This is a genomic window from Brucella pituitosa, from assembly GCF_003049685.1.
Classification (GTDB): domain Bacteria; phylum Pseudomonadota; class Alphaproteobacteria; order Rhizobiales; family Rhizobiaceae; genus Brucella; species Brucella pituitosa.
This window is the reverse complement of the sequence record NZ_PYSY02000002.1, coordinates 510,904-535,755: the sequence shown is the minus strand read 5'-3', so window position 1 is coordinate 535,755 and position 24,852 is coordinate 510,904. Positions and strand designations below refer to the sequence as shown.

Sequence of the window (24,852 nt, the reverse complement as noted above, 5' to 3'; positions counted from 1 at the left end):
TTTAGTCAGTTTTGAACCGGCGGTTCACACCAACTTTTCCTTTTACGTTCCCATATTCCGATAAATTTTGTCAGATTTTGAATGGAAACGAAAGACAAAAGCCAAATTATCCCAAAAATCCCCGTCGTTCAGTTCAACGAGTTGAGACAGTCTGGCGGACAAACGTGTCATCTGTTGACAGTGTGTTTCAGAAATACAGGCTGGCGCCTTGCTTTAAAATCACAATATTTTGCATGAGATTTTCCCAAGCGCTGCAATAAGTTCGCAGCACAGAATCGCTGTAAAAACAGGACAATGATGATGAGCAATAGTTATATCGCCGCCCTTAAGAAGCGTCGTACACAATATGCACTCGGCAAGAACCTTCCCCTCTCCCAGGATGCGACCGCTGAACTGATCCGCGAAGCAATCAAGCATTCGCCGTCCTCGTTCAATTCGCAAAGCTCGCGCGCTATCGTTCTCTTCGGTGCTGAGAGCGAGAAGCTGTGGGACATCGCCAAGGAAGAACTTCGTAAGATCGTTCCTGCTGACGCTTTTGAGCAGACCGAAGCCAAGATCGACAGCTTTGCTGCCGGTGCAGGCACTGTGCTGTTCTTTGAAGACCAGAGTGTTGTTAAGGGCCTGCAGGATAACTTTGCACTCTATGCGGACAATTTCCCTGTTTGGTCGGAACAGGCTGGCGGTATGGCACAGCTTTCGGTTTGGTCGGCACTCGCTAATGAAAACATTGGCGCAAGCCTTCAGCACTACAATCCGCTGATCGATGCTGAAGTTGCCAAAACCTGGAATATTCCGTCGTCATGGAAGCTCCGCGCCCAAATGCCATTTGGTTCGAATGAGCAGGCTTTTGGCGATAAGGTGTTCATGGATGATGCCGAACGGTTCAAAATCTTCGCATAATTCTTTGCTATTGCTTTGTGAAACGGCTGGAATTTTCCAGCCGTTTTTTATTTGCGGCTAAGTATTTCCCACCATTGTGTCCCCTATAAAAACGGAATCTAATACTTCCGCGTTCTGGAGAGTCGTCACCGGAACGAATAGAGAATTGATGAGCGCGTCCGGGAATGGGCGTGATCTCCAGGGGAACACATATGAAATTCGGAACTGCACTACCCGTTATTGCTTTGCAGCGCGGAACGCTCACCACCAGACTGATGCGTGCGTCCATTCCTGCAGCACTGGCATTTGCGCTTTGCCTGTCAGCATCACCAAAAGCCGTGGAAGCTGCCACGCCATCCGACACGCTCGTGATTGCAATGAGTATCGACGATATCATTTCGCTCGATCCGGCAGAAATCTTTGAAATCACGACGTCTGAAATGCTGACCAGCACGTATGAACGTCTTGTGACGACAGACACGAAAGACCCAACCAAGATCATTCCACAGATTGCTGAGAGCTGGAGTTTCTCCGACGACGGCAAGTCGATCACGTTCAAAATTCGTGATGGTCTTAAGTTCGCGTCCGGCAACCCGATTACCGCGCATGATGCTGCCTATTCGCTCCAGCGCGCAATCAAGCTCGACAAAAGCCCTGCATTCATTCTGAGTCAGTTTGGCATCACAGCTGAAAATGTTGACCAGAATGTCGTTGCAACCGATGACAAGACATTCGTTTTCACCACCGGCAAGGCTTTCGCACCAAGTTTCGTCATGAACTGCCTGACCTCCAGCGTTGCATCGATTGTCGACAGCAAACTGGTGAAGGAACACGAGCAGAAGACCGAGAAGACGGACACGTATGCTTATGACACCGATTTTGGATACGAGTGGCTGAAAAACAATTATGCCGGTTCCGGCCCATTTGCTCTGAAACAGTGGCGTGCCAATGAAGTTATGCTTCTTGAACGCAATGAGAACTATGCTGACACCAAGCCCGCAATGAAGCGCGTCATCTATCGTCACATCAAGGAAGGCGTTTCGCAGCGCCTGCTGCTTCAGGCGGGGGATATCGACATTGCCCGCAATCTCGAACCCGGTGACATTGAAGAACTGGGCAAAGATGCCAAGTTCAGCGTGATCAATGCGCCCAAGGGCCGTATCTATTTTCTGAGTGCGAACCAGAATGTGCCGGAGCTGGCCAAACCGGAAGTACGTCAGGCATTGAAGTATCTGATCGATTACGACACGATTGAAGCGACTCTGATCAAGGGCATTGGCCGCACACATCAATCCTTCCTGCCGGTAGGCATGTTTGGCGCGGTCGATGACAAGCCTTTCAAGTATGATGTTGAGAAAGCAAAAGAACTGCTTGAAAAGGCAGGGCTAAAAGATGGGCTGAGCATAACGCTGGATGTTCGTAACAACCAGCCATATGTCGGGATTGCTGAAAGTATCCAGCAAACCATGGCCAAGGCCGGGGTTAATGTTGAGATACTGCAAGGCGATGGCAAGCTCACGACCACCAAGGTTCGTGCGCGCAAACATCAGCTCGCTTTAGGTATCTGGGGACCGGATTATTGGGACCCGCACACCAATGCCGTCACATTCACCAACAACCCGAACAATGGTGATGAAGTGAACCTGCGCACAACCGCCTGGCAAGCGTCATGGGATATTCCTGAACTGACGGCAGAAACCATGGCGGCGGCAGAGGAACGCGATACTACCAAACGGGAAGCCATATACCATGATCTTCAAAAGAAGTTTCAGGAAGACAGCCCGATCACGGTCATTTATCAGCAGATCGAAACGGCTGTGACAGCATCCAACGTTCACAACTTCGATATGGTCGCTGATGCGAACTATGTTGCGACTGTAACTAAGGACTAATACCAAATTTCATTGAGTGAAACTCATTGGACTTTGGTTAAGCCCGAGTGGCGCTTGAACTTTATCAAGGCGTGATGCGTTAGCATCTTGAGCCGCCTTGATATAAAATAGAAAGGCCGGATGTTTTAACGCATCCGGCCTTTTGTCTATTTATCAAAGCTGAATGGCGGCAACTGTTCGAGCGCTGACTTCAGCGCCTCAGACCAGCTTTCCGAAACTGTCTGATAGTAAGGGTCGCTTGCTTCAAAGCGCCTGTGTTCGCCGAGCTTGAGGCTGTCGGTCTCGTAAATCTGCATATCGAGCGGCAGACCTACCGAGAGGTTTGCCTTTAGCGTCGAGTCAAATGAAACCAGCAGAAGCTTCACTGCGTCCTCGAAACTCATCGTCTCCTGATAGGCACGCACCAGAATTGGCTTGCCATACTTGTTCTCGCCAATCTGGAAAAATGGCGTATCGACCGAGCTTTCGATAAAATTGCCTTCAGGATAGATATAGAAGAGCCGTGGCTGTCCACCTTTGATCTGACCACCCAGAATGAACGATGCGCCGAATGCGTCTGCACTTTGCCCGCCAGTCGCTGAGTTTGTGATGACTTCCTTGACCGTATCGCCGATGAGACGTGCCACCTGAAACATGGAGGGGGCATCGAATACCGATGGATGCCTGTCTTCCGGAGCCTTCATGCGCTCTTCAAGCAGGCTGGCAACGGCTTGCGTAGTGGCGAGATTACCAGCTGATAAAAGTACGATCACGCGTTCGCCAGCTTTGTTCCAGCTCCGCATTTTCGAGAATGTCGAGATGTTATCAAGGCCTGCATTTGTCCTTGTATCGGACATAAATACGAGGCCGCGATCAATTTTCATTCCAACGCAATAAGTCATCAGCAGTTTCCGGCAGGCGCTCTATAATCTTAAACAATCACTGCCCTACATTGATGTGAACCGCAAGACTTTCGACAGCGCCTCCAAGCCTTACCCCGGAAATTGGTGCGGCATCGCGATAATCAAGCCCCGTTGCCAGACGAACATAGCGATCATTGGGGCAGACATTGTTTGCAGCATCAAACCCTACCCAGCCAAGTCCATCGATATGCGCCTCCGCCCATGCATGGCTTGCCGTCTGCTCCTCGGTGCCTTCCATTAGCAGGTAGCCGGAAACGTAGCGGGCCGGAATTTTAAGCAGTCGTGCTGCTGACAGGAATATATGGCTGTGATCCTGACAAACGCCCTTGCCCGCCTCAAGTGCGCTTTCTGCGTTTGTCGCAACGCTCGTCGTGCCAGGCATATAGGCCACTGCGGTATGAACCGAATTCATCAGTTCATGTAGCAATGCAAGGCGATCCTGATTTTTCACCAGACCGCCAGCAAGTGCCCGGATGCGTTCACCGGGTGTGGTCAGATGTGTTTCGCGTTCAAACAGCCATAGTGGCGCATAGCCATAGACCGGACCCAGAACACCGACGCGATCTTCCACTTCAACACTGCCGCTGGCCGTTATGATGATCTCATTCACATTGCGTGCATGCTGGACAAGATCAGTCTTGTTGCCAAAGCCATCAATATAGGAAACTTCCGGCTCGCCACCTTCGATTTTCAGTTCCCAGTGCTTGATCAATTGACCGGGCAATGTCGGCGGGCGCAGACGCAACCGCTGAACTGCATAAGGAACTGGGTTTTCATATCGATAATGCGAAACGTGGCGGATATTGAGCAACAAGCAATCACCTCAATAAAAATTATAGGTTTCAGCGATCTCGTTGCCGAGCCGGTTGTTGCGGGAAATGAAATCGGTCAGAAACTCATGCAAGCCTACATCGAAGATCGCACCGATGTCCTGATTTTGCAGAGTGGCATAGATTTTCTCGCCGGTCTGGTGACAAACGGCACTATCACCATAATCCTTGGCCAGATAATTTAAATGACCATTGATGCTCTGATAGCAATAGTTGAGTGATCGCGGCATACGCCCGTTAAGGATCAAATAATCAGCGACATGCGCAGGACGATAGTCGCCGTCATAAACCCAGCGATAAGACCGGTGCGCGGAAACTGACCGTAAGATCGACTCCCACTGATAATTGTCGAGCGTGGTTCCGACATAAGAAACAGCTGGCAGAAGCACATAATATTTCACGTCGAGAATGCGTGCCGTATTGTCTGCGCGCTCAATGAAGGTTCCGAGCCCCGCAAAATCGAAGATCTCGTTGCGCAACATCGTACCGTGAAAGGCCCCCCGGATCAGCGCTGTCTCGCGTTTTATCTGATCGAGCAGTGGTGGCAGATCAGCTTCTTTCAGTGGCTTGCAGAGCGATTTTTTAAGCACCATCCACGCTTCGTTGACGCTTTCCCATGCTTCACGGGTTAGCGCTGTTCGCACCATCCGCCCATTGGAACGCGCTGTTTCCATGCAAGACATCACACTTGATGGATTGTCCATGTCGCGCAGCAGAAAGTCGGCGACGTTGGCAGCATTATACGTGTGATATTTTGCCGAGAATGTCTGGCTTGCGCCTGCCGATACCACCACAGAAGACCACTCTTCCGGTGCATCCGATGTTTTTGTAAGTGCCATACGCAATCCCGCATCCACCAGACGCGCCATGTTTTCAGCGCGCTCGATATAGCGGAACATCCAGTAAAGCCCGTTTGCCGTACGGCCAAGAAGCATAAATTCATTCCCCTTCCACACGCTCCGATCTTATCGCCGGTTTTGATGCGCAATTCCAAAAACTGTCCTTAAAGCATGCCTTTTCCCAAAACCGGTTCCCGCTTTGGGGAGACGCGCCTTAGTCGTCGAGTACCCAAGTATCCTTCGTGCCGCCGCCCTGACTGGAATTCACAACGAGAGAGCCTTCCTTCAGCGCTACACGCGTCAATCCGCCGGGCGTAATACGAATGCGGTCCGAAACCAGTACGAACGGCCGTAAATCAACGTGACGTGGAGCAAGGCCGCTTTCGGTGAAAATAGGTGTCGTTGAAAGTGCCAATGTCGGTTGTGCAATATAGTTGCGAGGGCGCGCTTTCAGCTTCTCCGCAAAGCTATCGCGTTCGGCCTTGGTCGCTGCTGGGCCGACCAACATGCCATAGCCGCCGGAACCATGCACTTCCTTGACCACGAGATCGGCAAGATTATCGAGCACATAAGCCAAGCTGTCCGGCTCCGAACAGCGCCAGGTCGGCACGTTTTCAAGAATGGCCTTGCGGCCCGTATAAAACTCCACGATCTCCGGCATGTAGGAATAGATCGCCTTGTCATCTGCGATGCCGGTCCCGGGTGCATTGGCAATAGTGATATTCCCTGCCCGATAGACATCCATGATGCCTGCGACACCCAGCGTGGAATCTGGTCTGAATGTCAGTGGATCAAGGAAATCATCATCGACACGGCGATAAAGCACATCAATTGCGCGATAACCTTTTGTCGTGCGCATGGCGACACGCCCATCCACAACGCGCAGATCACTCCCCTCTACAAGCTCCACACCCATTTGATCCGCCAGGAAGGCATGCTCGAAATAGGCCGAGTTGTAGATGCCGGGCGTCAGCACTGCCACCGTCGGCACGCCTTGTGTTCCGGGTGGTGCCACACTTGCCAGTGATTGGCGCAGCAATTGCGGATAGTTCTCGACCGGGCGAACCTTCACATTCTGAAACAGCTCCGGGAAGAGCTGCATCATGGTTTCGCGGTTTTCCAGCATATAAGACACACCGGAAGGCGTGCGGGCATTGTCTTCGAGCACATAGAACTGGTTCTCGGCCGTACGCACGATATCGACACCGATGATGTGCGTGTAGACATTACCGGGTGGGCGAAATCCGATCATCTCCGGCAGGAAAGCCTCATTATTGGTAATGAGTTCCTTGGGGATGCGCCCTGCCCTGACAATCTCCTGTCGATGATAGATATCGTCCAGAAAAGCATTGAGCGCCATGACGCGTTGCTCAATGCCCTGTGAAAGCCGTCGCCATTCCTGGCCTGAAATGATACGTGGAATGATGTCGAATGGGATCAGTCGCTCTGCTGCATCTTCGTCGCCATAAACCGCAAAGGTAATGCCCGTCTTGCGAAAGACGCTCTCGGCATCCTGCGTTTTCTGCAGAAGTTTGTGTTGATCCTGCTGGTCGAGCCACTGCTTGAGAAATTCGTATGGTTGGCGGACACTCCCGCCATGATTGAGCATCTCATCGAATGGCTTCACTTAATTCCCCTTCTTTTCGCTAATACTCAGCTTCAAATCGGGGAAATGCAAGTGTGCATATCATGCAAAAGCGCAAGGCTGGGTTGCGCAATTTCGTCGCGACAGCGGCTTAGCGATAGTTTCTAATTCCGCGCAACGGATATTCGGTTCTAAATTTCAGCCCGGACGATGGGCTTTGACAACGGCCGGATCGGTCTCAATACGGCCTGCTCCAATTAAATCGAGGCAATAAGGCACAGCCGGGAAAATGGCCTGTAAGGTCATAGCGATGGAGACGGGTTTGCCCGGCAGATTGAGTATGAAGCTCTTGCCGCGACTGCCAGCAGTCTGACGAGAGAGGATTGCAGTCGGTGTTTGCTCGAGGCTTGCCCGGCGCATCTGTTCGCCAAACCCAGGCAATTCTTTATGTAAAATGGCCTTCATCGCTTCGGGTGTTTCATCACGTGGGCTTGGGCCTGTACCGCCTGTGGTGAGGATCAAATCGCATCCGACATTGTCTGCGAGATCCATCAGTGTGTCGCGCACGGATTCCATTCCGTCAGGAATGACACGTCTGACGATTTCGTACGGCGTTACAATCGCGCTTTTAAGCCAGGATTCGATTGCCGGACCGCTCAAATCTTCGTATTCGCCGCGGCTTGCACGGTCAGAAACTGTAACGACGCCGATTTTCACTATCCTATCCTTTTCATTGCACTTTTGGCTCGGCTTATACAGCTGCCTCTAAGACTTGTGAAGGTTTGGGTTCCAGGCGGATATATCGCAAAAGCAGTTTGTCAGGCGCGCTTTAAAATGCTGTTGCTTTCCTTTGAAATTAGAGCTTCAATCAAATAATTCAGGGGGAGAACACCATGCCATTTAAAGGCAGCCAGTATTACGGAACGTTCACGCCCGAGGACTTGCAGTTGATGCAAGTCGCTTATAACCGAAGCTGTGCATTGTTGGAGCGTTGTCCAACGACACATGAAGCCAAAGACGATCTTGCACGCGCCATTATCAGGACGTTTCAATCCGGTGAGTGCGACCCAGAAAAAATTGCTGCAATCGCAGCGCGAGTAGAACTTATGCGCAGTTGAAACCAGTTACTGAATGTAAACTATCCACATGTATGGTAGTAGTGCATCCAGATTTACTAAGGACATGCCTTTAGATTGCATCCCGATAAATTTGAAGCGGTTTTCGGACAAGATGTACGTTAAGACAAAGAAATAGAGCGCCTATCTGGTGCAATCAGATCGATAAGTGCTCTTAAGCTATCGTCCAGGTAATGAAATTCGGTCAATCACGACCAAACTGCGAATGAATTGATATGCCGTTTTCGAGAGATTATTATTTCAAGCGTTTCAAGCCCGCTGAACTTGAACAGTTGCAGGCGGCCTTCATAGAGACGTGCCAGCGTCTGGGGCGTTGCCCGATAACCTCCCCCCAGAAGGATGAAATGGCGCGCGAAATCATCCAGATTTATGAATGTGGTATTTCAGATCCTCAGAAAATCGCCGATCTCATGATCCAGGTCGAAAGCGTGAAGCCAAAGCCATATGCAGAGCAAGTCTTTGAGCAGGATTTAGATCGCAACGTAAAGAGTGCCTGACACCTCCGTTAAAACCCTAAAAATTTATGCGCATTCAATTGCTGCAGTTTTGTATATTTGATGTAGAATATTAAATTAGATATGTAACATATTGTTTTAATTTCATAGTATCTGACTAATCCCCACTCTTTCGTTCGATTGCATTTAAGCCTTTCGTAAACTTTGGATTCAGCTTTGTGCGGTAATCTTTGGTTAGCAAATTGCTCGGGAGGAGCGTTGCGAGTGTTGGTTGATGGCATTTCTGCAACCTTTTTTGTTTGGCTGTAGAACGCCTGAGTTTTGTGTACGGGTATCATGCGTTTTTCAGTTGTGTCAGCAATTGCCCTTGCCTGCACCGCTCTGGCGGGTTGTACGTCAAGTTCCGGCATCGACGGTCTTATGCCGCAGCCATCTGCTGAGCTGACCAGCTCCGTGGTTCGGCCATCCGCGCCTGTGATAGAAACAGCGAGGGCACCGCAATCGATGCCCACAGCACCGCAGGAGGAAGTTCTTGCCTGGGCCGGTCCCGTTCCCGATGCAGGCCCTTTTAAAACTGAGCCTCCCGCTCCTTTGACCCAGCGCCCTGAACAAAGGGTGGCGGCACCTATCTCCGTTCCCAAGCCGGAAGTCGCCGCCTATCCACCTGTGCGTCTTGCACCGCAACAGCGTTCACGGGTTTACAGCCAACGCTTCCGCGATGCGAAGCCGATCAATTTCGGTAGTGTATCTCCACGCAGGCACGCTGTGCATGGTGTCGATGTCTCACGTTGGCAGGGGAACATCGACTGGGCAACCCTTCGCAAGAACGGAGCAAATTTCGCCTATATCAAGGCGACAGATGGTGGCGACCATCTTGATCCGATGTTCCGCAAGAACTGGCGCGATGCAAAGGCCGCAGGCTTGAAGCGTGGTGCTTATCACTTCTTCTACTGGTGTCGTGTGGCAAGCCAGCAGGCCGATTGGTTTATCCGTAATGTGCCCGTTGATCCTGACGCACTTCCACCTGTGATCGATGTTGAATGGAATGGTGATTCATCCTGCAAACGCCGCCCATCACCAGCACAGGTGCGCGAAAAGATGCAGGTGTTCATGGATGCGCTTGAGCGCCATTACGGCAAGCGCCCGGTTATCTACACGGCTCCGGATTTCTATGATGACAACCTCAAGGGTGCGTTTACGGATTATCCGTTCTGGCTGCGTGCTGTGGCTCAGCACCCATCCAAGGTCTATCCAGGTCGTCGCTGGGTCTTCTGGCAGTATTCTGGCTCGGGCCTGTCTCAGGGTGTCAATGGTAAGATTGACCTGAACGTATTCCACGGAAGCGAAGAACAATGGCACAAATGGGTTGACCGTTTTGCCAGTCAATCCTGATGTTTAAAATGCTAATCCCCTTTCGGGGATTAGCTCATTCTTCGGATCACGACTTGCCGATATTTTCGAGATCGTAAGGCGTAGACTGGTACATCTCATTGATCCAGTTGCCAAAAAGCAGATGTGCATGGCCGCGCCAGCAATTCTGCGGCTTACGGCTCGCATCATCATTTGGAAAATAGTTGGCAGGCAATGGTGTTTCAGGCTGAAGCTGGATATCCCGGAAATACTCATCCGCAAGCGATGTCGTATCATATTCAACATGGTTGAACATGTGCAGAGCACGATGCTGCGGATCTTCCAGCAGGCACAGGCCACTCTCTGGACTATCGACCAGAACCTTCAGGCTGCTATCTGACGGAATGTCGTCCTTGCGCACTTCTGTCCAGCGAGAGACCGGAATTGCAAAGTCATCGGAGAAGCCGCGCAGATAAGGTGAAGACGGCGCCAAATTCTGTTGGCTGTAAACGCCGGAGGCTTTACCGGGCAGATCATATTTGCCCATGCCGTGAAAATGATGCACAGCCGCCTGCGCCGCCCAGCAAATATTCAGCGTGCGATGAACATGCGTCTGCGTCCAGTCGAAAACGCGCTGCATTTCATCCCAATAGGTGACGTCCTCAAATGGCATACGTTCAACCGGCGCACCGGTAATGACAAAACCATCAAAGCGCTCATCACGCACCTCTTCCCACGGACGATAGAAGGAGAGCATGTGATCGGCTGACGTATGACGTGCAACATGATTGGTAATGCGCACGAGCGTTAGTTCGAGCTGCAGTGGGGTTGCACCCAGTAACCGCGCAATCTGTGTTTCCGTCGTGGCTTTATTCGGCATCAGATTGAGAAGGCCAATCTTTAGCGGCCTGATATCCTGACGGATAGCATCCGCCTCACGCATAACCATAACGCCCTCGGCTTCGAGAACACTGGTTGCGGGCAGATCGTCAGGAATTTTAATAGGCATGTCGCGTCGGTCCTTCGTTGTGTCAGAGCAGACGCGCGTGGCTTCATCCGTATATTTGCCGGTTGGCCACATCCTTCCTTTTAAGGAAGTACCACCTTGCCCGGAAAGGCAGGTTGGCGTTGGGCGTCGCCCCAACTCTTGATGTGACGCTACTTCTACTCAAACTGATGCGTGCTGGCAATAGTGATTAAACATCCGTCGATTCAATGCATCGGAATTTTATTCCAATCATCCGGCTAACAGAGGCGGTCCGATTGCGCTTTCAGGCTGAAGACGAAATGGACTGTCTTTTCAAAGCGAATGAGTACTTTCGAGTGGAAAGCCTCGCAATTGATATATGCCGGGAACCAGCCGCCATTTCATACGTTTTTCCTTTATCCGGCAGATATGTTAAACTCACGGAAAAAGGGAGGGAGAAATGAGCAATATTATTTTCTGGATGGCGCTTGTCATTCTGCCGATTCTGGCAGGAACAGCTTTCGCCTATCTTCGCCATATGCATCACGGAGACGACTTCTAAAACGGTCATTTCGTGATGAGGCTAACTAACTGGCTTGACGAAATAGATTGATATCAACATTACTAGGCAATGCCAGAAGTTCGCGACGTCCCGTTTGAAACCACGCTTCTTGTGCGTGACACCTGTTTATGTCTGCATGTTCAGCGTGCGGCACGTGCACTTGCGCGCTATTTTGATGAGGAGTTGCGCCCATCAGGCTTGAACAATGGGCAATTCTCGTTGCTCATGTCGCTAAACCGTCCTAGCCCTCCCCCTATGAAGCCAGTGGCCGAGCTTCTCGCTATGGATCAGACCACCCTTACCGCAGCACTGAAACCGTTGCAGCGCAATGGCTGGGTTGAAGTCATTGTCAATCCGAAAGATCGCCGCGAACGGCTTCTTGTTCTGACATCTGAAGGACAATCGGTGCTTGCTTCTGCCGTTCCTATCTGGACGGCAGCACATGCAAAACTCGAAAGCACATTTCCCGGCAATAACCTTGAATTGTTCCGTCAGGAATTGGTGTCGCTTGGCCGTTAGAATGGTCATATTTCAGATTGCATCGCTGCGGTCGTTCTAACCAGTTGTTTTTAAGCATTATCTGACGAAAAACAGCTTCGGACTTTCGGCTCAAATGTTCTAGGCTCTTTACGATCCACCTGATAGCGTTAGGTTGCAAAGCGTAACTATCTTTTGACGAGCGTGACTCGGCTTCACGCCTAACGCAGGTGTACAATTTCCATGAACGGACCGGATACCCCCCATATCCTTGTCGTCGGCGCAGGCTTTGGCGGCCTGCAATTCATCCATGATCTGAAAGGCGCGAATGTTCGCATAACGCTCGTCGATCAGCGCAATCACCATCTTTTCCAGCCACTGCTTTATCAAGTCGCCACAACCATTCTCGCGACTTCTGAAATTGCCTGGCCGATCCGCCACCTCTTTCGCGACCGTAAGGAAGTCACAACCTTGCTTGGAACGGTTGTCGGGGTGGATGCTGCTGCCCAAAAGGTGCGGCTCGAAAACGGTGAGGAGATTACCTATGACACGCTGGTGCTCGCAACGGGCGCGCGCCACGCATATTTTGGCAATGATCGTTGGGAAAAAGTTGCTCCTGGTCTGAAAGCGCTGGAGGACGCTACGACCATTCGCCGCCGTTTGCTTCTCGCATTTGAACGTGCGGAGCGCGAAACTGATCCTGCGAAGCAACAGGCCTTGCTCACATTTTCGGTGGTTGGTGGGGGACCGACCGGCGTAGAATTGGCGGGCATTATTGCAGAACTGGCCAAGCAGACCATGTGGCCGGAATTCCGCAATATCGATACGCGGCAGGCACGTATTCTGCTCGTTGAGGCGGGACCGCGTATTCTGGCGGCATTTCCAGAAGATCTATCAAACTACGCGCAAAGTGCTTTGGAGAAGATCGGCGTTGAAGTACGCCTCGGTGTGCCGGTTAAGGAAATCACAGAGGATGGCGTGACTGTTGGCGAGGAGTTCATTCCTTGCAAAACAGCGATTTGGGCCGCTGGTGTTGCTGCATCACCTGCGGCAGCATGGTTGGGTGCCGAGAGCGACCGCGCTGGTCGCGTTCGTGTTCTTCCGGATCTGACTGTAGTCGGCCATGAGAATATCTTCGTGATCGGTGATACGGCTTTGGTTGAAGGACCGGATGGAAAGCCTGTGCCGGGCATTGCACCAGCGGCCAAGCAGCAGGGAGCCTATGTTGCGAAGGTTATTCGCAGCCGCACGTCCGGTAAGGCCATCCCGGCACCATTCCGCTATCGCCATCAGGGCAATCTCGCGACCATCGGTCGAGGTGCGGCTGTGGTTGATATGGGACGTATCAAGCTAAAAGGCGCGATTGCCTGGTGGGTATGGGGGATTGCCCATATCTTCTTCCTGATTGGTACGCGCAGCCGCGCCGCTGTGGCGTGGAGTTGGCTCTGGACCTTCATATCGGGCCAGCACAGCGCTCGCCTGATTACGCAAGGCAAAGCCGCAGAAGACAATAAATAAAGCAAAACGGCCCGCCAAAAGCGGGCCGTTTCTGTTGCCTGAGATATTACTCTGCAGGTTGCAAAACCAGTTCGCCCACTGGCTCCGGTTCTATGACCATTGGTCGGCCGTTCATAGCTGCATTCAAGCGCTCGACATCGAGTTCGTTTTCCCAACGGGCAACAACGATGGTGGCAACCGCATTGCCGACCAGATTGGTCAGTGCACGGCATTCCGACATGAAACGGTCGATGCCGAGGATCAGCGCCATACCGGCAACTGGAACTGCAGGAACGACTGAAAGCGTGGCGGCCAGCGTAATGAAGCCTGCGCCAGTAATACCCGCTGCACCCTTCGAGCTTAGCATAGCCACGAGCAGCAGCAGAATCTGATCGGTCAAGGACAATGGAATGTCGGTTGCCTGCGCGATAAAGAGCGCGGCAAGCGTCATGTAAATATTCGTGCCATCAAGGTTGAATGAGTAGCCAGTTGGAATAACGAGGCCAACTACAGAGCGCTTGCAACCTGCCTTTTCCATTTTGTCCATAAGGCTGGGCAGCGCAGCTTCCGAGGAAGATGTACCCAAAACCAGCAGCAGCTCTTCCTTGATATAGCGAATGAGCGCAATGATCGAGAAACCATTGTAGCGGGCAACAGCACCCAGCACCACAAGCACGAACAACAATGCCGTGATGTAGAACGTCGCGATGAGCATTGCCAGATTGGCAATCGACCCAATGCCATATTTGCCGATTGTGAACGCCATTGCGCCGAAAGCACCGATTGGTGCAGCTTTCATCAGGATCGAAACCAGCTTGAAAACAGGTGTCGTCAGCATCTGCAGAAAGTCTGTAACTGGCTTGCCTTTATCGCCAACCATGGCAAGAGATACGCCGAACAGGACCGAGAAGAACAGAACCTGAAGGATGTCGCCTGAAGCGAATGCACCAACGATTGTAGTTGGGATGATGTTGGACAGGAAGCCTGTGATCGACTGCTCATGTGCCTTTTCGGTGTAGTTTGCGACGGCACTTGGATCAAGCGAGGCAGGGTCGATATGCATGCCAGCGCCTGGTTGCACGACATTGGCAACGATAAGGCCGATGATAAGTGCCAGCGTGGAAAACGTCAGGAAGTAGATCATGGCCTTACCAGCCACGCGTCCTACTTTCTTCATATCGGTCATACCGGCAATGCCGGTTGCAACCGTTAGGAAGATCACCGGAGCGATAATCATCTTCACGAGCTTGATGAAGGCATCGCCCAAAGGCTTCAAAGACGTGCCGAGCTCAGGATAGAAATGTCCAAGCAGAATACCTGCGGCAATTGCAAACAGAACCTGCACATAAAGCTGCTTGTAAAACGGGATTGGGCGGCGTGGTTCGGCCACAGCGCCATTCGGTACGGCAATCATGATGTCCTCCGTTCGGCTCTGTCTGGACCCCGTCCAGCCTCCCGAGCCTTTCGTCCTCTTGTTCAGCGGCCCTCGCCGCCGCTCACATCATGAATTGCAAGGTCTGTGCCAGTTTCCTTTGCGTAGATTAATACACTGAAATACAATGATATTTTTTATTTCATGCCGAGTGCTTCCGTTCGTTTGTGCGAACTATCGCACGCATATCTTTTCAGTAAGTGCGGAATAGTGCACAATAGGCTCCATGAAAGAAGTCACCGGCTCCGTAATCGAAACAAGCTCGCCCCCCGCCAGTAATCGCCGCACTTGGTGGATATTTGGCGTGATTTGCGCTGGCATTTTCGCAATGGCTTTCTGGATTGTTGGCGATGCTGCGCGCGAGCGCGCTTTGCTCTCGCTGGGCGAACAGACGCGGATTGATGCTAATCTGAACACGGCCCTCCTCCGTACTGTTCTAGAGAAACAGCGTGCACTTCCATTGGTCCTTTCCAAGGACAAGGAATTGGCGGATGCGCTCGCAATGCCGAGTGCGGTGGCTATCGATCAACTGAACCGTAAACTGGAGGCGCTCGCTGAAGGTACGCAAGCAGCCGTGATCTATCTTGTCGGCCTTCACGGCTATGCGATATCGGCCAGTAACTGGCGTGAGCCCGACAGCTTTGTTGGCAACGACTATAAGTTTCGTCCTTACTTCAACGACGCTTTGAAAAATACCAATGCCGAGTATTTTGCGCTCGGTAATGTCAGCCGTCGTCCGGGTCTTTATATTTCACGCCGTGTCGATGGGCCAAATGGACCGCTTGGCGTTGTTGTGGTGAAACTGTCGTTCGATCAGCTCGAAAGCGATTGGAATGAGACCGGACGCCCAACTTTCGTGACAGACGATAGAAATATCGTGCTGATTACCACGCTGCCGTCCTGGCGGTTCATGACGATTGGTGAACTACAGCCTCAGAATGTTGAAACCATCCGCAACAGCCTCCAGTTTGGCGATGCGCCTTTAAAGCCATTGCCACTTTCGCTAAAGCCCGTGGCTGGTGATGATATGGTTCTGGTCGACGCCATTCTGCCGGGCTCGGCACGTAGCACGGACTTTCTGGCCATTCGCTCCCATGTGCCGGGTACACCATGGCTGATGTATAGCCTCGCGCCCGTCAGACAGCCTGTCGAAGCGGCCATACGTGAAGCACGGCTGATTGCCTTCATTCTGCTTGCGAGTATTGCCACTGTTGCTGGAATCCTATTGCGTCGTCGCCAGCGCGTTGCCGCGCGAATTGCCGACGCTCAACGCAGGCAGATTGAACTCGAACAGCGCGTGGCCGAGCGTACCAGTGATCTCATTACAGCGCGTGACCGTCTAGAATCCGAGATTAACGACCACCATAAAACTGAGAGCATGCTGCAAGGTGTGCAACAAGACCTCGTTCATGCAAACCGACTTGCCATTATGGGGCAAGTTGCGGCGGGCGTCGCGCATGAGATTAACCAGCCAGTCGCGACAATTCGTGCTTATGCGGACAATGCCCGCACCTTCATCGATCGAAAGCGATTGGATGCGGCGGCGGACAATCTGGTGGAAATTGCATCGCTCACGGAACGTATTGGAACGATTACCGGCGATTTGCGCGCATTCGCTCGTAAGGGGCATCGTGCTTCTGAACCGGTGCCGCTTGCGCAAGTGATTTCGGGCGCATTGGTGCTGCTGCGCAGTCGGTTTGCGGGCAGCATGGATCAGCTCAATATTGAACTGCCTGCGCCAGATCTCTGCGTAACCGGGCATTCAATTCGACTTGAGCAGGTTCTAATAAACCTATTTCAAAATGCTCTGGAAGCTGTTGAAAATAAAGGGAATGATGGTCATATCGAGGTGCGAACAAAAGCTCTCTCGAAGAGCGTTGTGCTGACGGTTTCCGATAATGGCCTCGGCATCCCACAACAGATTCTGGATAATCTTTTTACGCCGTTCAACACATCTAAGGAACGAGGCCTTGGACTTGGTCTGGTGATCGCCAAGGAAATTCTGACCGATTATGGCGGCAAGATTTCAGTGAAAAGCAGCGCTAATGGCACTCTATTCCGCGTGGAATTCAAGAAAGCATGATGAACATTCCAGTCATACTCGTCGATGACGACAAAGCACTACGCCACGCAACCAGACAGACACTGGAACTTGCGGGTTACGAGGTGTTGGATTTTAGTAATGCCGGCGACGCGCTGATTAGCATCAGCGCCTCATTCGAAGGCGTGATCGTTACAGATGTGCGTATGCCGCAAATCGATGGACTTGAGCTTTTCGCCCGCATTCGCGAGATTGATCCCGATCTGCCGGTCATCCTGATCACCGGTCATGGCGATATTCCGATGGCCGTTCGGGCTATCCAGGATGGCGCATATGATTTTATAGCCAAGCCGTTTGCGACTGACAGGCTGGTTCACAGCGTTCTGAGAGCTGGCGAGCGGCGCAAGCTTGTTCTGGAAAACCGCAGCTTGCGTCAGATGGCCGATGAAGCACAGAATGATATGCCGCTCATAGGTCAAACGCCTGCGATTGAGAATCTTCGCCGCACAATACGCGATATCGCCGATACAGATGTCGATGTGTTGATCGCAGGTGAAACCGGCAGCGGCAAGGAAGTTGTGGCTCAACTGCTTCACGATTGGGGAAGACGGCGAAAAGGCAATTTCGTTGCGCTCAACTGCGGCGCATTGCCCGAAACTGTGATCGAAAGTGAACTGTTCGGTCATGAGCCGGGGAGCCTTTACCGGCGCTCAGAAAAAAGCGGGTCGGACGCATTGAGCATGCAAGTGGTGGCACGCTGTTTCTCGATGAGATCGAAAGCATGCCAGCCGCAACGCAGGTGAAGCTGCTACGTGTTTTGGAAATGCGCGAGATTACCCCGCTTGGAACCAACGAAGTCCGGCCAGTTGATCTTCGCGTGGTGGCGGCAGCCAAGATTGATCTCGGCAATCCCGAACAGCGCGGCGATTTTCGCGAAGACCTTTATTACCGTTTGAATGTCGTCACACTGACGATACCGCCTTTGCGCGAACGGCGTGAGGATATTCCTCTGCTGTTTTCGCATTTTCTTGCGCGTGCTGCTCGGCGCTTCAATCGGGATATCCCCGTGCTGGATGCCGCCACGCACCGACATCTCATGGAGCATAACTGGCCGGGCAATGTCCGCGAACTTGTGCATTTTGCGGAGAGATTTTCGCTGGGCGTTACCGCTCCTGCCAAGCCTGCGCCGGTTCCGGACGAGCAAACGACGCTACCAAAGCGACTTGAGCTTTATGAAGCGACCCTTATCCGCGAGACTCTTGCAACGAACAATGGCGATGTGCAGCAAACGCTCGAAGCCCTCGGTATCCCGCGCAAGACCTTTTACGACAAGATGCAGCGCCACGGGATAAACCGGGCGGATTACAAATCTGAAAACTGAAACATCCTTTTATCGAGGTGCGGCGATCAGGTGGCCCGTTGATGCATGTTTCATGACGTCCATCTGAATGCCGTAAATCTCTTCTAGCTGCTCAGGCACCATAATCCCGGTCGGTGTCGATTGAGCGATCAGACGACCGCTGTGTAGTGCGAATACAGCATCGCAGAAACGTGCCGCCATATTCACGTCGTGGAGAACAACGAACACGCTTAGATTCTTTTCATGCGAGAGTTTCTGCACAAGCGAGAGAACTTCAATCTGATGTGCGATATCGAGCGCCGATGTCGGTTCGTCCAGCAGCAGGCATTCTGCATCCTGTGCGACCAGCATTGCGAGCCAAACGCGCTGACGTTCGCCACCCGAAAGCGTGTCGACCATGCGATCCGCAAAAGGTGCGATGCCCGTCAGTTCAATGGCTTCTTCAACCTTCTGACGGTCAGTTGTGCCGAAGCGGCCAAGTGCGCCGTGCCATGGATAGCGACCAAGTGCGACCAGCTCTTTGACCAGCATGCCCGATGCTGCCGCTGTTTGCTGCGGTAGATAAGCGAGTTTGCGCGCGAACTCGCGATCACCCCACTCGTTTAGCGGCTTGCCTGCAAAACGCACTGTTCCGCCCGATGCAGGGTGCTGGCGAGCCAGAATTTTTAAAAGCGTCGACTTTCCTGACCCGTTGTGTCCGATGAGTGCTGTGAGGCTTGCCGCTGGGATCGACATGGTCAAAGGCTGCAACAAGGTGCGCCCGGGAACTGCGAAGCTGACATTCTCAAGTTCGAACAATGCGGAAGTCATCAATTTATCCCGTTTTCGGATATCAGCGGTGCGTTAAAACTATGTTTGGCCGGTTGATAGCAAAACATGACGAATATATACATGTTAAAATTGTTTCATCGGGAAAAATCCTATTGGGCTTCCATCCGCATATGAAAAGCCGCATCGAAGACGTCCGCTTGCTGGACGATCTTCATTATCGCGTCTGGAATGGTGCCATTGCGGATGTGTGGACAGTGGAATGCGGTCCTGGCGCGCGTGGAGAATATGTTTCGCAGGCTCCGCGCCTTTTTCTGGTACTTGAAAGTCGCGGCGAGTTGGCGATCAAGCCTGAGCAAAGCGCTCGAGCCGTTGCGCAGACAGCGGAACAACCGAAGCTCTGCTACATACCCGCAGGCATGACAATCTGGAGCCGTGTTACCAGACCGGGAAAACTGAAACATCTCGATTTACATCTCGATATCCGCACGCTCCAACAGCGCTTCGGCAATGCGCTTGACATCAATGCCGTGGAGCGTCCGCGCCTGCTCTTCTCCAACAACAAAATCGAACAGATTGGCGCGCTCCTTGCGGAGGAGTGTCTCTCAGACGCCCCATTGCATGGGCTTTATGGTGAGGGCCTGATCAATGCACTTGTCAGCGAATTGTTTGAAGCACGGTCAGAACAGGCGACACGCAAGAGCAAACTTTCGCCGTGGCAGTTACGCCGTGTCACTGATTTCATCGAGGAAAATTATTATCGCATAATCCGTCTTCAGGAGCTTGCATCGCTTGCAGAGCTTTCAGAATCCTATTTCTGCAGCGCATTCAAAGCATCGACGGGTGTTTCTCCACACGCCTGGCAGATGAAGCGGCGCATTGACCATGCGCAGTTGTTTCTCCTGCAGCCTCGTGCATCGCTGCCCCATATAGCCGCTATCACCGGCTTTTCCGATCAAGCTCATTTTACGCGTGTATTCAAGAAGTTGATCGGTACTACACCCGCTGCTTGGCTGCGGTTGCGCTCCTAGAGCTATCTTCTGAGAGGATCATCATATTAGCAAAATATCGTTCAATTTAGCGAAATAACGATCAATCTTCACATCATATCTTGATGTAAATACTCATATTAATTGCAGCCTGATCAGGGTTTGCAATGATCATGCCTGAGAATACGCCCGGAGGGGATATTTCGGTCAATCAAGCAGGCATTTATCAGATTATATGAGGGGCCATAGCCATATGACGATATCGATGAAGCAAAAAATGATGAGGCTGTTGGCGAGTGGAACCGCGCTTGCGTTGCTTCCGCTCACGGGCACGTCAGCTTACGCACAAGATGCTGATACATCGATCCGTCTTGATACCGTTGTCGTACAGACTGGCAGTGGCAGGTCATCAGATGGCACAGCACCAGTAGAAGGCTTTGTTCCGGTAGCAACGACGACGGGTTCAAAAAGCAGCGTGGCGATTGAAAAAATCCCGCAATCGGTTTCTGTCGTTGGGCGCGATCAAATGGATGCCATAGGTGCACAGAAGCTCGATGAAGCTTTGCGTTACACACCGGGCGTACTCGGTCAGCCTTTCGGCGTCGATAACGATACAAACTGGATCTATATTCGCGGGTTTGAAGCGACGCAGTACGGCACTTATCTCAATGGATTGCAGAATTTCAGCTACGGTTTCGGGGGCTTTCTTATCGATAGCTTTGATATCGAGCGTATCGATGTCCTGCGCGGTGCCTCCTCGGCACTTTATGGTGGGGCCAATCCGGGCGGTATCGTCAACTATATCAGCAGGCGTCCGACCGGTGAACGCATCCGCTACCTGGAAGCTGGTATCAACAGCTACGGCAACGGTTATCTCGGTTTCGATATTGGCGATAAGGCTACCGATACGGTCAATTATCGCATCAATGGCAAGATTCAGGGTGGCGACAACTATACTGACTATTCCAAGGAGTTCCGCGGCGTCATTTCACCGAGCATTGAATATAAGCCGGATGAATCGACACGTCTGACCATTCTTGCCAATTATACGCACCTCGACCTGACACATGATGGCGGCGGCTTCCTCCCTTACTTTGGCACAGTCGTTCCTACCGAATTTGGCAAGATTTCGCGCAAGACCAACCTCACTGAGCCAGATCTGGACGATTATAAGCGAGAGCAGGCCCAGATCGGTTACGAGTTCGAACACCAGTTCGACAATGACTGGACCATTCGTCAGAATGTTCGCTACGGCTTTGCGCATGTCAAAGAACATAGCCTCTATGCATATGGCTATAATTTTCTCCCACAGCCCGCGCCCGGCGATCCGAATGTCTCGCGCATCAACTTCAAGCACGACACGACCGTCCATACCTTTCAGGCCGATAATCAGCTCGAAGGTGCTGTGACTACTGGTGCTCTGACCCATAATCTGCTGTTCGGTGCTGAATATCGGTATTTCCGCATCAATCAGATGCAGCAAACCGGCGGTGCGACGCCTATCAATCCATATGATCCGGTTTATGGCGAGCCACAGGGGCCAATGTGGGACCCGTATATTGACCAGGATTTGCGTCGTCATCAGCTTGGCGTCTATGCGCAGGATCGTATCGAATTTGGTGATGGCTGGATTGTGACGGCAAACGGTCGTTATGATTATGTCTGGACCGATGCAACCGGCCTGCCCGCTTATGAGTATAATACTGGTCGTCTGTCAGGCCGTGCCGGTGTGGGTTACCAATTTGACAATGGTATCACGCCTTATCTGAGCGTTGCGACCTTCTTTAATCCGATCATCGAAACGCTTTATGACGGCAGCTATGCCCGGCCTGAAACAGGCACGCAATATGAGGTGGGCGTGAAATATCGTCCTGAACTCTTTGACGGTCTGATCACGGCGTCGCTGTTCGACCTGACCAAAGAAAATGCGCTAACCGGCACCAGCTTCGCTCGCGAGCAGCTTGGCAAGGTTAATTCGCGCGGCTTCGAACTGGAAGTCCAGGCTAACATCACCGATGCATGGAAATTGACAGCTTCAGTGACCGCGTATGACTTGAAGATCAAAGAAAACCAGAGCAACGACGCACTCGTTGGCAAGAGGCCATATCTTTTGCCTGAACAGCAGGCTTCTGTCTTTGTTCAGTATAGGGTACCTGAAGGCAAGCTCGAAGGTGTAACTCTGGGTGGTGGTGTCCGTTATATTGGCTCATCTTATGCTGATGAGGAAAACACGCTTAAGGTCCCAGCCGTAGCCCTCGCCGATTTGAAACTCGGCTATGAAAAGGACAACTGGGGCATTGATCTCAACGTGACCAATCTGTTCGACAAGAACTATGTCGCCGGATGTCAGGGCGTCTTCGTCTGTGGGTATGGCGAAGGTCGTAAGGCTCTGCTGAAAGTCCACACCAAGTGGTAGAATAGCGCTCTGACTAAAAGCTGACAAATAAAAACACCCTGAATTCTCATATTCAGGGTGTTCTATTATTCTATATATTACAGATAGATATTCATAATTCTTATGTGATTAATTTAGGTGAGAGACAGAATGAAATCTCGCAGGGCGACAGCCTGATTATGCTGCTCATCTCTGGCTCCATAAAGAAGCGTCACATGCCTCTGAGCCGCCTTCTGCATGAGTTCGAGTATCGCGGCCTCGTTGTTTGCCAACTCGCCACGATATCTGTTCTCGAACTCGCTCCATTTGGAGATGTCATGGTTGACCCATTTGCGCAGCGCTGACGAAGGAGCAATGTCTTTGGCCCAAAGATCGAGTGCTGCTTTCTCTTTGGTCATGCCACGTGGCCATATACGATCAACCAATACGCGAAATCCGTCTTCGGATTGTGGTGCTTCATAAATCCGCTTGATGCTGATCGTGGTCATGACATTGTTTCCTGGATGACTTCAGGAAACAATAGCTCTTGATGCATTCAGGGTGAAGCCTCCAGTCATCCGGCGGCTGAAAACAGCCCGTCACCTGACGAGCCTGCCTGTACCGCATGGAGGCGCTTGTAGCGTCCATTCTTTACAGACAGGAGTTCGGCATGATTGCCCTGCTCGACAATCTGGCCATCCTCGACAACCATAATTCGGTCCGCATTAACGATGGTTGCAAGGCGATGTGCAATTACCAGTGTCGTGCGACCAACTGAAAGCTCCGACAAAGACTGCTGGATCGCGCGCTCGGTTTCCGTATCGAGGGCAGAGGTGGCTTCGTCGAGGATCAGGATCGGTGGATTGCGCAAGAAAATACGCGCGATTGCGAGACGTTGCTTCTGTCCACCGGAAAGCTTGACGCCCCGCTCGCCGATAACCGTGTCATAACCTTCTGGCATTGCAGCAATGACTGCATCCAGACGCGCGCGACGAGCGGCATCGGCAATTTCCTGATCACTTGCGTCCAAACGACCATAGGCAATATTCTCGCGGATAGTTCCCGCGAACAGAAAGACATCCTGACTGACAATTCCGATGTTGGAACGCAGCGATTTCAGCGTCATGTCGCGAATGTCTATACCGTCAACCAGAATGGCCCCGCCATTAACTTCGTAAAAACGTGGCAACAACGAGCAGATCGTCGTCTTGCCCGCCCCCGATGAGCCAACAAAAGCGATTGTTTCGCCCGCATTGATTGTCATGTTCAGGCCATCGAAGATTGGTCGCTCGGAATTATAACCAAAGCTGACATCGCGGTATTCGATATCACCTTTGAGGCGCGCAACCGATTTTGCATTCGGACGATCAGCAATGTCAGGGCGTGTATCGAGAAACTGGATATAGCGTTGAAAACCGGCAATGCCCTTCGGATAGGTCTCGATAACCGAGTTGATCTTATCGATGGGGCGGAAGAAAACGTTGACGAGCAACAGGAAGCCGACAAAGCCACCCGCAGTCAGTTCACCGCGCACGACAAACCAGGCACCTGCAAGCATAACCACGACCTGCACAAAGCGCATTGAGAGATAAGACAGCGACATAGAAGCTGCCATGATCTTGTAGGCGGCGAGCTTTGTTTTTTGATAGTTCTCGTTGCTTTCCGCAAAGAGCTTGCGCTCATGGTCTTCATTGGTGAAGGCCTGCACGACACGGATACCGCCGACATTTTCTTCAATACGGGCATTGAAGTCACCGACACGGCGATAGAGCGCATGCCATGTTGTTGTCATGCGGCCGCCATAGCGCAGCGTCACATAGGCGCAAAGCGGCACAATCACAGCCGTTATTAGGGCCAATGGAACATGAACCCACATCATCAGGCAGAACGCGCCGATCAGTGTCATGATGGCGATAAACAGATCTTCCGGTCCATGATGCGCGACTTCGCCGATCTCTTCGAGATCTTTGGTCAATCTGGCAACCAGATGGCCAGTTTTCTGATTATCGAAGAAGCCGAAGGACAGCTTTTGCAAATGATCGAAAGCCTTGCGGCGCATCTCGGTCTCGATATTGATGCCGAGCATGTGGCCCCAATAGGTTACGATAACCTGCAGGAAAGCATTGAGCACATAGATCCCAAGCAAACCGATGGCTGCCAGTGAAATAAGGCCAAGCTGGCCCGTTGGCAGCAGCCGGTCGATGAAGAGTGTTACTGCAATCGGAAAGGCGAGCTCCAGAAGACCCGCAGCCACAGCACTTGAAAAGTCCAGTATAAACAAACCGCGATGCGGTCGGTAATAGCTGGCAAAGCGTTTCAACAAATCGGCCACGGCCCGGCTCCTTCTATTCACAATTAGTAGGGTGCCTAGCGCATTCCGTTTGCAAGCGAAAGGTTATTATGAACTCCGAGGTCAGCATTTTTCGGAAACAGCCTATCAATCAAGCGGGGGCACACAAATGTGCCCAAACCGCTTGTTTTGGAGCGCGTTTCGATCTGATTGGATCAGCTCGACGC

The 24,852-nt window shown here is 51.9% G+C and carries 21 protein-coding genes, 1 pseudogene and 1 riboswitch; of the genes and pseudogenes, 11 read left to right on the top strand and 11 right to left on the bottom strand.

Annotated features, from left to right (window positions below; all coding sequences use genetic code 11):
- The first annotated feature begins 300 nt into the window (after positions 1-300).
- Together C9380_RS14785 and C9380_RS14780 are read left to right on the top strand one after the other, a co-directional pair.
- Complete coding sequence (locus tag C9380_RS14785) at positions 301-900, top strand: nitroreductase family protein (RefSeq protein WP_100557020.1); 600 nt, start codon at positions 301-303, stop codon at positions 898-900.
- 191 nt (positions 901-1,091) lie between these two features.
- On the top strand, positions 1,092-2,771 hold the full coding sequence (locus C9380_RS14780) for an ABC transporter substrate-binding protein (protein ID WP_128093872.1): 1,680 nt from the start codon (positions 1,092-1,094) through the stop codon (positions 2,769-2,771).
- A 146-nt stretch (positions 2,772-2,917) separates the two neighbouring features.
- Here C9380_RS14780 and C9380_RS14775 read toward each other — a convergent pair whose 3' ends face one another.
- The 5 genes from C9380_RS14775 to mog form a co-directional block, all read right to left on the bottom strand.
- Positions 2,918-3,652, bottom strand: a complete 735-nt coding sequence (locus tag C9380_RS14775) for a proteasome-type protease (protein ID WP_024897881.1) — start codon at positions 3,650-3,652, stop codon at positions 2,918-2,920.
- Between the two features lie 37 nt (positions 3,653-3,689).
- Complete coding sequence (locus tag C9380_RS14770; protein ID WP_024897880.1) at positions 3,690-4,487, bottom strand: transglutaminase family protein; 798 nt, start codon at positions 4,485-4,487, stop codon at positions 3,690-3,692.
- Positions 4,488-4,496: 9 nt separating this feature from the next.
- Positions 4,497-5,438 (bottom strand): alpha-E domain-containing protein, encoded by a 942-nt coding sequence (locus tag C9380_RS14765; RefSeq protein WP_024897879.1) that lies wholly within the window; start codon positions 5,436-5,438, stop codon positions 4,497-4,499.
- 118 nt (positions 5,439-5,556) lie between these two features.
- Positions 5,557-6,969 (bottom strand): circularly permuted type 2 ATP-grasp protein, encoded by a 1,413-nt coding sequence (locus C9380_RS14760; RefSeq protein ID WP_024897878.1) that lies wholly within the window; start codon positions 6,967-6,969, stop codon positions 5,557-5,559.
- Positions 6,970-7,125: 156 nt separating this feature from the next.
- The gene (gene mog, locus C9380_RS14755) at positions 7,126-7,644 is read right to left on the bottom strand and encodes a molybdopterin adenylyltransferase (protein ID WP_024897877.1); all 519 of its coding nucleotides are present in this window, start codon (positions 7,642-7,644) and stop codon (positions 7,126-7,128) included.
- Between the two features lie 176 nt (positions 7,645-7,820).
- Between mog and C9380_RS14750 the strand changes: the two genes are divergently transcribed.
- Complete coding sequence (locus C9380_RS14750; protein WP_024897876.1) at positions 7,821-8,045, top strand: hypothetical protein; 225 nt, start codon at positions 7,821-7,823, stop codon at positions 8,043-8,045.
- 233 nt (positions 8,046-8,278) lie between these two features.
- Positions 8,279-8,560: a hypothetical protein gene (locus C9380_RS14745; RefSeq protein WP_128093871.1), complete on the top strand. Its 282-nt coding sequence runs from the start codon at positions 8,279-8,281 to the stop codon at positions 8,558-8,560.
- An 8-nt stretch (positions 8,561-8,568) separates the two neighbouring features.
- On the opposite strand, the gene C9380_RS26880 is transcribed toward C9380_RS14745, so the two are convergent.
- Positions 8,569-8,928: a hypothetical protein gene (locus C9380_RS26880; protein ID WP_164844652.1), complete on the bottom strand. Its 360-nt coding sequence runs from the start codon at positions 8,926-8,928 to the stop codon at positions 8,569-8,571.
- Here C9380_RS26880 and C9380_RS14740 point away from each other — a divergent pair.
- Positions 8,855-9,910, top strand: a complete 1,056-nt coding sequence (locus tag C9380_RS14740) for a glycoside hydrolase family 25 protein (protein ID WP_128093870.1) — start codon at positions 8,855-8,857, stop codon at positions 9,908-9,910. The genes C9380_RS26880 and C9380_RS14740 overlap by 74 nt on opposite strands.
- A 46-nt stretch (positions 9,911-9,956) precedes the next feature.
- On the opposite strand, the gene C9380_RS14735 is transcribed toward C9380_RS14740, so the two are convergent.
- On the bottom strand, positions 9,957-10,877 hold the full coding sequence (locus C9380_RS14735; protein ID WP_024896214.1) for a homoserine O-succinyltransferase: 921 nt from the start codon (positions 10,875-10,877) through the stop codon (positions 9,957-9,959).
- A 41-nt stretch (positions 10,878-10,918) separates the two neighbouring features.
- A riboswitch (SAM-I-IV-variant riboswitch) is annotated at positions 10,919-11,027 on the bottom strand.
- A gap of 439 nt (positions 11,028-11,466) precedes the next feature.
- Here C9380_RS14735 and C9380_RS14730 point away from each other — a divergent pair.
- Together C9380_RS14730 and C9380_RS14725 are read left to right on the top strand one after the other, a co-directional pair.
- Positions 11,467-11,916, top strand: a complete 450-nt coding sequence (locus C9380_RS14730) for a MarR family winged helix-turn-helix transcriptional regulator (protein ID WP_100557015.1) — start codon at positions 11,467-11,469, stop codon at positions 11,914-11,916.
- Between the two features lie 201 nt (positions 11,917-12,117).
- Entirely contained in the window at positions 12,118-13,392 is a 1,275-nt protein-coding gene (locus tag C9380_RS14725) for an NAD(P)/FAD-dependent oxidoreductase (protein WP_105706299.1), read from the top strand.
- Positions 13,393-13,438: 46 nt separating this feature from the next.
- On the opposite strand, the gene C9380_RS14720 is transcribed toward C9380_RS14725, so the two are convergent.
- Positions 13,439-14,785 carry a dicarboxylate/amino acid:cation symporter gene (locus C9380_RS14720; RefSeq protein ID WP_105706297.1) on the bottom strand — a complete coding sequence of 449 codons (1,347 nt, stop codon included), beginning with the start codon at positions 14,783-14,785 and terminating at the stop codon, positions 13,439-13,441.
- Positions 14,786-15,029: 244 nt separating this feature from the next.
- Here C9380_RS14720 and C9380_RS14715 point away from each other — a divergent pair, with 244 nt between their 5' ends.
- Complete coding sequence (locus C9380_RS14715) at positions 15,030-16,886, top strand: sensor histidine kinase (protein ID WP_105706295.1); 1,857 nt, start codon at positions 15,030-15,032, stop codon at positions 16,884-16,886.
- Positions 16,883-18,225 (top strand): annotated as a pseudogene (locus C9380_RS14710) (sigma-54-dependent transcriptional regulator). Before C9380_RS14715 ends, C9380_RS14710 begins: the two are co-directional and overlap by 4 nt.
- Before the next feature lie 9 nt (positions 18,226-18,234).
- Here the strand turns inward: C9380_RS14710 and C9380_RS14705 are convergent.
- Entirely contained in the window at positions 18,235-19,014 is a 780-nt protein-coding gene (locus C9380_RS14705; protein WP_024896221.1) for an ATP-binding cassette domain-containing protein, read from the bottom strand.
- Positions 19,015-19,127: 113 nt separating this feature from the next.
- On the opposite strand from C9380_RS14705, the gene C9380_RS14700 reads away from it, so the two are divergent.
- The gene (locus C9380_RS14700) at positions 19,128-20,003 is read left to right on the top strand and encodes a helix-turn-helix transcriptional regulator (protein WP_128093869.1); all 876 of its coding nucleotides are present in this window, start codon (positions 19,128-19,130) and stop codon (positions 20,001-20,003) included.
- Between the two features lie 211 nt (positions 20,004-20,214).
- Positions 20,215-22,377, top strand: coding sequence for a TonB-dependent siderophore receptor (locus C9380_RS14695; RefSeq protein WP_128093868.1), 2,163 nt, complete (start codon positions 20,215-20,217; stop codon positions 22,375-22,377).
- Positions 22,378-22,490: 113 nt separating this feature from the next.
- Here C9380_RS14695 and C9380_RS14690 read toward each other — a convergent pair whose 3' ends face one another.
- Positions 22,491-22,844, bottom strand: coding sequence for a DUF488 domain-containing protein (locus C9380_RS14690; RefSeq protein WP_128093867.1), 354 nt, complete (start codon positions 22,842-22,844; stop codon positions 22,491-22,493).
- A 65-nt stretch (positions 22,845-22,909) separates the two neighbouring features.
- Positions 22,910-24,667: an ABC transporter ATP-binding protein gene (locus tag C9380_RS14685; RefSeq protein ID WP_105706286.1), complete on the bottom strand. Its 1,758-nt coding sequence runs from the start codon at positions 24,665-24,667 to the stop codon at positions 22,910-22,912.
- Positions 24,668-24,852: the final 185 nt, after the last annotated feature.

What these genes read in the sequence shown, in the direction of transcription:
- C9380_RS14785 (WP_100557020.1), top strand. Translation starts at nt 301, where the DNA reads ATGAGCAATAGTTATATCGCCGCCCTTAAGAAGCGTCGTACACAATAT.
- C9380_RS14780 (WP_128093872.1), top strand. Translation starts at nt 1,092, where the DNA reads ATGAAATTCGGAACTGCACTACCCGTTATTGCTTTGCAGCGCGGAACG.
- C9380_RS14775 (WP_024897881.1), bottom strand. Translation starts at nt 3,652, where the DNA reads ATGACTTATTGCGTTGGAATGAAAATTGATCGCGGCCTCGTATTTATG.
- C9380_RS14765 (WP_024897879.1), bottom strand. Translation starts at nt 5,438, where the DNA reads ATGCTTCTTGGCCGTACGGCAAACGGGCTTTACTGGATGTTCCGCTAT.
- C9380_RS14750 (WP_024897876.1), top strand. Translation starts at nt 7,821, where the DNA reads ATGCCATTTAAAGGCAGCCAGTATTACGGAACGTTCACGCCCGAGGAC.
- C9380_RS14745 (WP_128093871.1), top strand. Translation starts at nt 8,279, where the DNA reads ATGCCGTTTTCGAGAGATTATTATTTCAAGCGTTTCAAGCCCGCTGAA.
- C9380_RS14740 (WP_128093870.1), top strand. Translation starts at nt 8,855, where the DNA reads ATGCGTTTTTCAGTTGTGTCAGCAATTGCCCTTGCCTGCACCGCTCTG.
- C9380_RS26880 (WP_164844652.1), bottom strand. Translation starts at nt 8,928, where the DNA reads ATGCCGGAACTTGACGTACAACCCGCCAGAGCGGTGCAGGCAAGGGCA.
- C9380_RS14735 (WP_024896214.1), bottom strand. Translation starts at nt 10,877, where the DNA reads ATGCCTATTAAAATTCCTGACGATCTGCCCGCAACCAGTGTTCTCGAA.
- C9380_RS14730 (WP_100557015.1), top strand. Translation starts at nt 11,467, where the DNA reads ATGCCAGAAGTTCGCGACGTCCCGTTTGAAACCACGCTTCTTGTGCGT.
- C9380_RS14725 (WP_105706299.1), top strand. Translation starts at nt 12,118, where the DNA reads ATGAACGGACCGGATACCCCCCATATCCTTGTCGTCGGCGCAGGCTTT.
- C9380_RS14720 (WP_105706297.1), bottom strand. Translation starts at nt 14,785, where the DNA reads ATGATTGCCGTACCGAATGGCGCTGTGGCCGAACCACGCCGCCCAATC.
- C9380_RS14715 (WP_105706295.1), top strand. Translation starts at nt 15,030, where the DNA reads ATGAAAGAAGTCACCGGCTCCGTAATCGAAACAAGCTCGCCCCCCGCC.
- C9380_RS14705 (WP_024896221.1), bottom strand. Translation starts at nt 19,014, where the DNA reads ATGACTTCCGCATTGTTCGAACTTGAGAATGTCAGCTTCGCAGTTCCC.
- C9380_RS14695 (WP_128093868.1), top strand. Translation starts at nt 20,215, where the DNA reads ATGACGATATCGATGAAGCAAAAAATGATGAGGCTGTTGGCGAGTGGA.
- C9380_RS14690 (WP_128093867.1), bottom strand. Translation starts at nt 22,844, where the DNA reads ATGACCACGATCAGCATCAAGCGGATTTATGAAGCACCACAATCCGAA.